This window comes from Bradyrhizobium sp. Kon56 (genome assembly GCF_055807635.1).
Genome location: NZ_JBVVOU010000019.1, coordinates 26,655 through 37,784, shown reverse-complemented (window position 1 = coordinate 37,784; position 11,130 = coordinate 26,655). Strand labels below are relative to the sequence as shown.

The window sequence follows — 11,130 nt, the reverse complement described above, 5'->3', positions numbered from 1 at the left end:
GAAACTTATGCAGCATTAACCGCTGCACGCGTGTTCACCTCTATCAAAACCTGAGAGCCATCCGCGCTGGCAGCCAACACTCGCCAATCCGTTAACTTGTAGAGCGCGAGAAATTCGCGCCACGCCTTGAATTCATGGTTCGCAGAATACAACTCATCGAAAAGGATTAGATAGCGATGCTTGAGACGACCACACACCGTGTCCAGCACGGGACGCGTCGACGTGTAGAGATCAGCATCGAAGTGAACAAGACGCAGGTCATCAAGCCCCTCATCTTTCAAATAACGAGGCAATGCTTCGCTGAATAGACCGGACTCAATTCTGACATTGGGCTGCGGCGGCGGCGGAAACGGCAAGCCACGAGCCGCATCGTCAATGATTCTCTGGCGTATTTCGGGTTGATCGTCCCAAAGCGCCACTGGAGCCCCGAATCCTTTGATCGAGCCTGCGGGCAGACCATCCCAAGCCTCAGGCAACCCCTCGAAACAGTCGAAGCCGCAGAGACGAATCGTCGCTGGCAAGCGATCGACGAAATATTTGAGCCAACCCCCATTGTTAGTTCCAAATTCGACCACAGACCCCGCCGGCGCATTATCGTGGATCCAATTGATCGCGACATTCCAGATCGGGTGCTTGCCAATCTTCTTGTTGAATGTCGGCACTACGAGGACGCGCGGGTCATTCGCAATCCTTTCAGTCCAAAAGCGCTCGAAGCGCAGGACGTTCGCAACTTTCTGAAGCGCAGTACCGAAGCGATCGATTCCATCAACGACGACGGCCGGCAGCCAGCTTGTCCGGACGATGAGACGGCGCGCTGTACCGACATGGCTTGGCTTAGCCAGCCTGGCAACGGTTACGACCTCGAGCGGCTGCCGTTTTTTCTGATTAGCACAAATCATTTGATGCAGGCCCTTTCGATCAGACGCAGGGTCCAAATCGTGACACCGCAGCTTGTCTGCATTGCTCATATCGCATCGCAACTTGTTCCGCCAGACCGCACGCGGAGCGAAATCAGAAAGCCGCGCAGAGGCGATCTCAATAAATTCTCGCGTGGCACGCGCTCTTCCGTTGCTAACACAAAGACATCGAGCCCGTTGATGCGAAGGATTTTGTGCCGTTTACGTAGTCCGGGTAACGCTCATCGCGATGTGACACGATCCTGACCCGATTTAGCAATTCACAAGGTCTCGCTGCGAACTGGATTCCTGGAATTTAAACACCTTCCTTGCTTTATGCGCCCCGGAAGTTCATCGCGATTCATTGCCGCAGAACTCCTTTCTGCAGCATAAGGCGACGGAGGGTGGAGCTTCAGACTTTCCTGCCGCAGGATCTCCGGCGTCAGCCTATACAGTTCTGCTATCAAGGTCTGAGGTACGTGCCCTTCCCGGTATCGAGAGTCCCGGTCAGGGAGCGCACTATCCTCCAAGCCAGTTCCGCTACACCGATCATGGCTTCGGCTTGGGCACGCGAAATTCGCCGAGGTGTGACATGGTCGTGATGTAGAACAAAGACCTGTCTACGTGCCCCTCTTAGCTTAAGCTACCACATCAGCAATTGCTCGCCACGTCGTTAAGACAGCATGAAATTGTGTAGGTGGGCCACAAAGTTGGTGGCGTCATGGCTCTGCAGCAAATGAGAATCATCCGCTAGATCCTGAGAAGGGCTGCTGGTGCTGGCCGCGATCGACTGGCTGCTCGCAGCAGGCGACGGAACCGCGTTCGGTGAGGCAGATGGCGCAGCCAACCCGGTCGCGGCTCCCGCAGTGGTACTCGATATTTCGGTGGTGACGTTTGTTGCAGCATTCTGCATCAAAATCATCGGTCCACCCGAGCCATGCAAATCCAATAGCCCTGCGACCTTCCAACTAGAATTGGGAGTTCCGAGGTCTTTCCAGTCAAAGGCATATCCCTGCTCATTGATAAACCACTCGATCAGCCGGCCGCTGGTTTCGTTCTGCCACAGTAGGTCGACACGGCTATCACCATTAAAGTCGGCCGTTGCGACGACATCCCACCCTGCTCCCATTGTTCCGAATCTTTGCCAAGCTACCGCGTTGCCGTTTTGGCAGAACCACTCGATCCCCTCTCCCGTGTTCGTATTCTGCCAGAGAATATCAGTCGTTCCATCGTGATTGAGATCGACCGTTGACGCCAGTTTCCAATCGGGACTCATCACGCCAAACTTCATCCAAGCGTCTGCATGCCCGTTGTGAAGAAACCACTCAAGTCCCTCCCCGGTAATTTTGTTTCGCCAAAGCATGTCATCGGTTCCATCTCCACTGAAGTCGCCCGAGGAGATGAGCTGCCAATTCGAGTCCATCACGCCAAAATTGAAAGTCGTGGTGATCTGTCCTCCGGAAAGAAGGCTCTCGCTGGCCTGGCCCGTTGTTTGATTTTGCCACAGGAGATCTGTATTTCCGTCGTGATTATAGTCCCCATGACCAATCACAGCCCACCCTTGACCAAGAGTCGCAAACTGCACCGAGCTCGTTACGGAGCCTTCAGCGAGATAGGTAATCTTTCCGGCACCGGTTGATGGCTGAAGCCAGAGAATATCGTCATGTCCATCATGGTCGAAGTCTTGTGTGATGGTAGCAATCCAGCTTGCCCCCGAAGGCTGTAAATTGCTCATCAACGTGGAACTAACCACTTTGCCGTCGGCGAACTGAAAGTACTCAACATTCATGACGGTGTCGGTACCATCGAGCGAGCCCGAGCGGTGGTCGAAGATCGTGAAGGTCTGCGTCGCCGAGTTGTACGAGATGCTGTAGTTGGCTTCGTTCCCCGAGTACACCGCCGTGTCCGTACCAGGGCCGCCGTCGATGGTATCGTTGCCACCGCCGCCGGTGGTCGTGTCGTTGCCGCCGCCGCCCTTCAGGATATTGGCGATGGCGTTGCCGATGATGATGTCGTTGCCGGAGCCGCCGGTGGCGTTGTCGATGTAGGAACGCGCATCGCCATTGTAGAGATAAGCGTTGTAGACGTTGCCAGCCGCGTAATGGCCATTGCCGAGATAGGCCAGCTGCGTGGCGGAGAACACCGACGAGGCGCCGGGATTGAGATTGACGGTGAGATTCGTCGTGTAATTCGACAGGTCGTAGGTATCGGCGCCGCCGCCGTCCCAGACCGTCTCATAGATGCGGTCGGCCGAGCCCCCGACGCCGCCGCCCGGCGTAAGCTGTCCGACGCCGTTGATGAACTCCTGCCCAGTGGTCGGACTCCAGGTGTAGACGGTGTTGCCGCTCTGGGTGTTGTAGTTCGCGCCATATAGCGTTTGCAGCGCGATGATATCGTTGGCCATGTAGGTCTGCGGATATCCGTAGGCCTCATTGGTGTAGCCGGTGAGGGGTCCGCCCACATAGCTGCGATAGCTCATGACGGTGTATTCGCTGTCGTCGTGCGCGCTGGGCACCGCGACGTTGGCGACGCCGCCAGCCTCCTGGCTGTGCTTGAGGCCAAAAGCGTGGCCGAGCTCATGCAGCGCGGTCGTGAAGTAGTAATTGCCGAGCTGCGCCTGCGTGTAGTCGTACTGCGTGCCGAACCACACGTCGCCGCCCGACGCGTAATTAGCGGGGTAATAGGCATAAGACGTCGGATTGGCTGCCGGCGACTGTGCGACCATGATGTCGGAGCTGCCCGCACCGTTATAGGTGATGCTGGCGTTGGTGAAGCCCTTGATCAGCGCGATGGCGTAGTTGATCGCCGCCTGCATCTGGGTCGGCGCGGGGGCGAAGCCCGACGTTGTCGGTTCGCCATCACCGCCGAAGTAAGGATTGGCGTAGGTGCCGGCCGATGTAGGGAAGCTATAGCTGATCGTGCCGGACCATTTGACGCCGGCCAGCATGCCATCAATGTCTGCGTTGTTGGTCGCACTAATGTTGACAGCGGTCGCCAAGGGAATCTCCGAAGCAGCAGGCCCATTTGATTCGAGGTGCGAGCCAGTGATTCTATCTTCAGAAACATACGTTTGGTTAAAGTTTGGCGAAGCGGACCAACTTCCTCCGCAAGGTCGTGTTAGCATCAAATCCCGTAATCATACGGACCCGACCCACGATGACGGTTCCCCCAGCCCGTCGTGATTTACAAGGGAGATCATGAAACATCTGCTCGCAGCCAGCTTGGTTTGCGCCCTGATGGCGCTATCAGCTCCAGATCATCTGCCCCCGGGAGGACTCCCTGTCATGGTCGGAAAAGCCTACGCGGACGACGGCGGCAAGGCGCGCGCGCCCTCGGTTCCGCCAGCCCGCTCACCTTCGGCAGCGGTCGCCGAGGAATACGAGATCGCCCGGCAGAAGGGCACAGCAGAGGCGTTCGAGCTCTTTATCGCTCGGCACAGCGAAGATCCGCTCGCCGATAAGGCACGGATTGAGCTGAAGCGCTTGTCACGTTGAATTTCTCATCCATAGGGCGCGAGAAGTTGGCGTTTGAAATAGCTTAGGCAACGGCCTCGGGATCACATCCCGTCGGCATCGTCAGCGCGCTGCCGCCATCCGGGGGGCGGCTGTTGTTGCGGGTTCGGCAGCGGCTTGCTCCGGACGGCGCTTACGGGGCGATCGGCCTGATCCCGCGGCGCCCTATGCGACCAGCGGGGCCGTCGGCGACGGCGTCGGACATCACCGCTTTCGACCTACTCAAAACGCGTCCCGCCGTAGGCGCTGCAACGCAGCAAATTGTTGCTCAACTGCAACGATCCATTGAAATTGCAAGGGAAACACGCAGGAACTTGCGCAAATTCACCGCCAATCATTGCGGGTCCTCGCGAGACCATGAGATCATAGGCCAGCACGGCTGGGGCCCATCCGGTTGGCTGTTTCCGATGATCCTTTTCGACGATTTAAGAAGACCAGATGGCTAGATCGACGATTGTGAGGAAGGGATCGACTGACGGCTCCGCTCCCCTGGTCCATCACTCGCTCGCCACAACGTGCACAAGAACTTATGGTGGAGTCGCTCAATGAGCGCAGGAGGTCCGAGAAGGCTTTGGACGCCGAGTATTCCGGACGACCTCGGCACGTTGCTCCTAGTTGCGGCTTTTGTTTTTTCCCTGTTTTGTTTATGGCTGATCGCCGACGAATTTGAAATTTGAAAGCTCGGCCAGTTATGAGAACTTCGAGTCCCAACCTCGTAGAGGCAGCAGAGTCTGCATCGAAACTAATCCTTGACGGCGATCACGTCGAGAGATGGGTTGAGGGGTCAATTTTCCCGAGCGAGATGGCATTCTTTTTGGCCGTCTGTGACGTAGAAAGGATCGAGCAAATCATCGAAAGTGGGCGTCAGGATGGCTATTCTACTGCGATTCTTGGCGAATGGGGTGACCGTACCGGCAGGAAGACCATTTCCATCGACTTGGAGACTGATCAAGACCGTGCAGAGGCGTGCCGCAATCGCCTTGCAAATTTCAAATCATTGCAGTTGGTCGCGGGCAACGCCTATACAGAGTTCGGGCGTTACGCACTGAAATCCGAAGCGCGAACCGCTTTTCTGGTCGATGGACCGAAGGGCCCTCAAGCGATCTCGATGATGGCCGCAGCGTTAACTAAGCATGTTTGCATTGTCGCTAGTCACAATCTTCTCCCAGGTCGCACGGACTATAATTATTTCACCGGCTTGGGCGGTGACGATATTTTCTATGAGAGTGCGCTGCCAAATCCAGGGCCAAACTGGATCGAGCTTCGCCGGCGCGATTCAGAACACGCCGCGCGAGTAGGCGCGGTGCGCTCGATTGAGGCGTCGTCAATCGGTGTTCTTGTCCTCGATGAAGTCCGACGGCGCACCATGAAGGGAACATGGGGCATGCCCTACGGATTGCATCAGCCTGCAGCGGTCCGCCTTCTCTGGCGTCTCGGCGCCTACAGATGGACTCCCCTGCTCTACGGCGCATCCTATCGCCTGCTTGGTCGCTAAAGCATTGTACGAGTCGATGGCATCGACATTCTTTCCTCTTAAATGCCGGAAGATCGCTTGGCGCGGATCTTACTTTTGGCGTAACTCACCGAGCAGGCTGGCGATCGCTATGCAAAGCATCAAGCTACCGCCGGCGATCGCCATGTCAAGCAGCTCACCCCGAAATGCCGCCAAAGTCATACCGGAATGTTGAGATATTCGGCGACCACTCGCCGCGCCACCCGATGCGAAGATCCCAAACCAATAAAGGCCCGTCGCTCCACCACCGACCACTTGCTGTTTCGCGTCCTTGACGCCAGGACAACCAGCTTCATTTCGGCAATATCCTTGAACGCTGCCGCGACTTGGTCATCGCCCGCCCCGCCACCACCACGATCTCGACGGGCTTTATCGGTTTTCAACCCGCGATTGCGGGCCAGTTCAAGCCGCCGGCGTCGCAAACGCTATGACTTTGGGATGAAATCGATTCGCGCACGGCCAACTCAAAGACCCATTCGCAATCTCGGGTTCGACGAAGAAACCAAACAGCGCCTCCAGCATGAAAGGCCCTGAAGCGTTATCACGCTCAAGCCGCTCGCTCAGAGCCCGCCGAACCCGCCGTTCTTGGGCGTGGCGCCCGCCAAGGGCACGGCGGAGGCATTCGAGCTGTTCATCGCCCGCCATGGTGACGATCCGCTGGCCGAGAAGGCGCGCGCCGAGTTGAAGCGCCTACCGCGCTGATCTTTCCGCCGGGCAAGGGCCACACGAGGCATCGCATTTTGGCAGGCAGCATCGGCGCCGAGCCGACTTGCCGCATGATCTTTCGGCACTATGGTAGCCCCGCCATCTAGGAGCTCTTCGAGATGCCCTTTCCGCATGCCTCCGAAGCCCTGTCGCGCTTCACCGTGCTCGATCTGACCCGGGTCCGCTCCGGGCCCACCTGCGTGCGGCAGCTTGCGGACTGGGGCGCCAACGTGATCAAGATCGACGCGCTGACCGAGGATGCTGGCGGCGAGCAGCCGGGCGGGCCGCGGCGCGGCTCCGACTTCCAGAATTTGCACCGCAACAAACGGGCGATGACGCTGAACCTGAAGGACGAGCGCGGGCTTGCCGTGTTCAAGCGCCTCGCCGCCAAGGCCGACGTGGTGGTCGAGAACTTCCGGCCCGACGTCAAGAAGAAGCTCGGCATCGATTATGAGAGCCTCGCCGCGATCAATCCCCGCATCGTCTACGGCAGCATCTCCGGCTTCGGCCAGGACGGGCCCTACCACAAGCGGCCGGGCTTTGATCAGATCGCGCAAGGCATGGGCGGGCTGATGTCGATCACCGGCGCGCCGGGCGAAGGGCCGATGCGGGTCGGCATTCCGGTTGCCGACCTCACCGCCGGTCTATTCTGTGCCATGGGCATCCTCACCGCACTGCTGGAGCGCGAGGTCTCGGGCAAAGGCCAGTGGGTGCAGACCTCGCTGCTCCAGGCCCAGATCTTCATGCTCGACTTCCAGGCCGCGCGCTGGCTGATGGAGAAGGAGGTCGCCAAGCAGGCCGGCAATAACCACCCGACCAGCATCCCGACCGGCGTGTTCAGGACCTCGGACGGATACATCAACATCGCCACGACCGGCGGACGGATCTGGGAGCGCTGCGCGCAGGCGATCGGCGCGCCCGAGCTCTATGCCCATCCCGACTATGCGACCGCGCAAGCGCGCTCCAAGAACCGCGAAGCGCTCAACGCAGAGATCGAGAAACACACCGTGGCGAAGTCGACCGAGACCTGGGTCCGCGAGCTCAACGAGGCCGGCGTGCCCTGCGGGCCGATCTACGCCATCGACCAGGTGTTCGAGGACGCCCAAGTCAAGCATCTGGGCATTGCGCAGGACGTGCCGAACAAAGACGACCGCCAGATCCGCCTGGTCGGTCAGCCCGTGACGCTGTCGCGCACGCCGAGCAGGATGGTGGCGCGGCCGCCGGAATTCGGCGAGCAGACCGACGAGGTGCTGAAGGAGTTCGGATTCAGCGCGACCGAAATCGCAAGCCTGAGAGAAGCCCGCATCGTCTGACTCGCTCTCTTACTTGAGCTGCGATCTTGAGCGAGCTTGACACGCGTTGCCTTGCAAGCCAATCGAGGGATTATGGACAGCGAGCTTAGCTCATCTACGGGAGACAAGAAGTTGTACAGCTTGGCTCGAAATTCCTGGCGCTTTCCGACCCTGTTGAACTCGACAGTCATGAGCGACGTTCTCGCTGTGATCACGGTCGCATCGCTGCCGTGGTCTACAACCATCACGTCTATCTTCAGCGCCCTCTGGGTACTTAGCGTATTCCCAAGGATACGACTCGGAGAATTTGCTAATTTGGTAGGCCGCTCCAGAAGCGGTTTTGCGGTGGCGCTGTTCGCGCTAGCCGCGATAGGTACTCTGTGGGCGACTGACGTCTCTTGGACCGCTCGACTGCGGGGCGTAAATCCTACGCTAAAGTTTCTTATAATGCCATTCTTAGTATATTACTTTCGAAGGTCATCGCGATCAGTTTGGATACTCTTGGCATTCCTTGGATCTTGCACTGTTCTCCTGGGCTTGTCGTGGGTCGCAGCGTTTGTGCCGAATCTCACCCCGACTGCAAGTTTGCAGCCCGGCGTTCCTGTAAAGAACTACATCGATCAGAGCCAATCGTTTGCGTTGTGCGCTGTGGTATTAGCTTGGCCGATTTTTGAGTTGATCAAAGTCCGAAAGATCCATTTGGCGTTGCCTCTGCTCGTGCTATCGATGGGATTTCTTGCCAATCTCTCTTTCGTGGTACTCGCTCGGACAGCTCTAGTATACGTTCCGATCATGTTATTTCTATTCGGAGCGTTTTATTTGCCGCGCTCACTTTTTTATGGAGCGATTGCAATTTGCATATTGCTTGCCGGGTCTGCTTGGTTTGCCTCACCCAATCTACAAAATCGAACGAATAGTATCCTGCTCGAATATTCAAAGTACGGTGCCGGCACTGATATAACGTCGACTGGATTGCGGCTCGAGTATTGGCGCAAGTCTCTCAGGTTCGTTGGCGCAGCTCCAGTCGTTGGGCACGGCACAGGATCTACCCAAATGCTATTTGATCGCGCCGCACTGGGCCAAACCGGGCTTAGCGCGGAGACGGTCAGCAATCCACATAATCAAACTCTCAACGTAGCCGTGCAGTGGGGGTTGATCGGATGTGTCGCCCTGTACGCCATGTGGATTGGTCATCTTAGCCTTTTTCGGGGTTCCGGCTTTTATCCATGGCTTGGTTTCATCGTCGTCGTACAGAATGCGGTTAGTTCGCTATTGAACTCGCATTTGTTCGATTTTGTGCCGGGCTGGATCTATGTGATCGGTGTTAGTCTCGCAGCAGGGCGTATCATCCAGCAGAGCGATGAATTTGGCGGACGATCCCTATCGAGAAGAATAGAAGACCAGAATGGAATGCCGACCTTCTATTCCGGCAACGCCGATCACGGAATCGTTCCTAGTTGACCAACTACCGAAACTCAGCCAAGTCGATCCGGATGCAAGCGAAAGAGACCTTTTAGCGTCCAGACAGATCGGGAAACCTCTCGCGCCGTATTTGGTACTCCGCTGCCAGGCGCCATCCCGCGATGTCGCTGGCGGTGCCGCATGCGTCGCAATGCAGGCTCTTCTCGGCCACCAGCAACCGTCCCCGCCGCGAAGGTTGCTTCTGAGGCTCGCTTGAGGCAGCTTGGACAAACCAGCGACATACGCCTAACCTTCCAACGCTCTACGAGACCTGAGTAGACTGCCCAAGACTAGGTGGCGAAGACGCTCTTCTCTCATCGTTTGCTCAGCTCTGGAAGTGCCCTGCGGCCGGGTGATTTCGACGAGCCAGAGAGCACTTGCTTGTGAGATCGTGAAACTGGAGGTTCCCTACGAATATGATATCCTAGAACGCCAAAATGCTTGCTGCATGTTTGCCTGTCTCGCCGCGGGTTGCGGCGACCAAGCAAAGCGAAACTAAACTATTTACAGACCGATGTGCCCTGATCGAGCCAGAGTCAATGCGACATTGCGACCGCGGGCGCCCACCTGCCCTATATAACCAAGGCCGGGATGTGATGCCATGGGCGGAGCTCGTTACGGCCCGCGGAGCCTCACGCACGCGCTCAACGCCGAGATCGAGAAGCGCACAGTGACGAAATCACCGAAACCTGGGTCCGCGAGCTCAACGAGGCCGGCGTGCCTTGCGGACCGATCGACGCCATCGGACCAGATGCTCGAGGACGCGCAAGTCAAACATCTAGGCATCGCGCAGGACGTGCCGACGATGGGGGCCGCCATATCGCCTGGTCGGCCAGCCCGTGACGCTGTCGCGCACGCCGAGCAGTATGGTGGCGCGGCCGCCGGAATTCGGCGAGCAGACCGACGAATTGGTCGCCGAATTCGGTTTTGATCTACAAGAGATTTTAGCTCTTAGGGCGGCGAGAGTCGTGTGAATTCCAGGTGAGCACGGAAACTTTAAAATGAAAATGCATGCGCAAGCACGTTTCGTTTCAGTCCGTGGAGTGAACGCGATCACGCACGGGCTTCCTGCCAAAGGCCGCAACGAGTGCACCATTGCCGACAGGCTAATATGAATAGAACGAGGGTTACGCTCATTAGCGGAATGCGCGATCCGGTGCTCTCTGGGGGCGCATCTTTGGAATGTGCGGCCTTGTGCTTCTGAGTGAGGCCGTGCTTTTGTGGGGCGGATGCTCGAGCGGTACGGTCCGGTATGATTCTAAGTACACACGCGATTGTTGGCGGCGCCATCGCTTATATGTTGCCCTCCCATCCAATCGTGGTCGCTGTCGCAGGATTTGCGAGCCATTTTGTGATCGATGCAATTCCACATTGGGACTATCCCCTCCAAGCAATCTCAGTTCGCAAGAATGCCGATAACCGACTGTTGAAGGCGGATCGTCGGTTGTGGATGGACCTGCTTACGATTGCGACCGATGCATCGACTGGATTCGCCCTGGCGATCCTTCTATTTTACCCAAGCGCGCCGATTTGGCTGATCGCACTGGGGGCAGCCGCCGGCATGCTGCCCGACCCGCTCCAGTTCGTGCATAGCCTCTACAAGCGAGAACCGCTAGTGACGCTTCAACGATTCCATGTCTGGATACACACTAAACGTAGGCTGAACTGGCAGATTGGTATCGTGTCCCAGGCCGCCTTCGCCGCACTCGTTGCGGCAACCGCGCTAGTCGCGAGGCAATAAGCGAGTAGAA

Annotated in this window: 8 protein-coding genes and 1 pseudogene; 6 read left to right on the top strand and 3 right to left on the bottom strand. The window is 57.6% G+C overall.

From position 1 onward, the window contains the following. Positions 1-5 precede the first annotated feature (5 nt). Entirely contained in the window at positions 6-968 is a 963-nt protein-coding gene (locus AC0L3B_RS26170; protein WP_473349074.1) for a TylF/MycF/NovP-related O-methyltransferase, read from the bottom strand. A gap of 601 nt (positions 969-1,569) precedes the next feature. Then, entirely contained in the window at positions 1,570-3,894 is a 2,325-nt protein-coding gene (locus tag AC0L3B_RS26165; protein WP_473381325.1) for an FG-GAP-like repeat-containing protein, read from the bottom strand. A gap of 199 nt (positions 3,895-4,093) precedes the next feature. Here AC0L3B_RS26165 and AC0L3B_RS26160 point away from each other — a divergent pair, with 199 nt between their 5' ends. Together AC0L3B_RS26160 and AC0L3B_RS26155 are read left to right on the top strand one after the other, a co-directional pair. Then, on the top strand, positions 4,094-4,390 hold the full coding sequence (locus tag AC0L3B_RS26160; protein WP_473381324.1) for a hypothetical protein: 297 nt from the start codon (positions 4,094-4,096) through the stop codon (positions 4,388-4,390). Positions 4,391-5,210: 820 nt separating this feature from the next. Next, the gene (locus AC0L3B_RS26155; protein WP_473381323.1) at positions 5,211-5,903 is read left to right on the top strand and encodes a hypothetical protein; all 693 of its coding nucleotides are present in this window, start codon (positions 5,211-5,213) and stop codon (positions 5,901-5,903) included. 176 nt (positions 5,904-6,079) lie between these two features. Here the strand turns inward: AC0L3B_RS26155 and AC0L3B_RS26150 are convergent, their stop codons facing one another. Beyond that, positions 6,080-6,304 (bottom strand): hypothetical protein, encoded by a 225-nt coding sequence (locus AC0L3B_RS26150; RefSeq protein ID WP_473381322.1) that lies wholly within the window; start codon positions 6,302-6,304, stop codon positions 6,080-6,082. Positions 6,305-6,745: 441 nt separating this feature from the next. Between AC0L3B_RS26150 and AC0L3B_RS26145 the strand changes: the two genes are divergently transcribed. From AC0L3B_RS26145 to AC0L3B_RS26130, 4 genes and pseudogenes are all read left to right on the top strand, one after another. After that, positions 6,746-7,939 (top strand): CaiB/BaiF CoA transferase family protein, encoded by a 1,194-nt coding sequence (locus AC0L3B_RS26145; protein WP_473381321.1) that lies wholly within the window; start codon positions 6,746-6,748, stop codon positions 7,937-7,939. A gap of 537 nt (positions 7,940-8,476) precedes the next feature. Continuing rightward, entirely contained in the window at positions 8,477-9,379 is a 903-nt protein-coding gene (locus tag AC0L3B_RS26140) for an O-antigen ligase family protein (protein ID WP_473381320.1), read from the top strand. A 640-nt stretch (positions 9,380-10,019) separates the two neighbouring features. After that, positions 10,020-10,353: pseudogene (locus AC0L3B_RS26135) on the top strand (CoA transferase); the annotation flags it as partial. A 278-nt stretch (positions 10,354-10,631) separates the two neighbouring features. Then, the gene (locus tag AC0L3B_RS26130) at positions 10,632-11,120 is read left to right on the top strand and encodes a hypothetical protein (protein WP_473381319.1); all 489 of its coding nucleotides are present in this window, start codon (positions 10,632-10,634) and stop codon (positions 11,118-11,120) included. Positions 11,121-11,130: the final 10 nt, after the last annotated feature.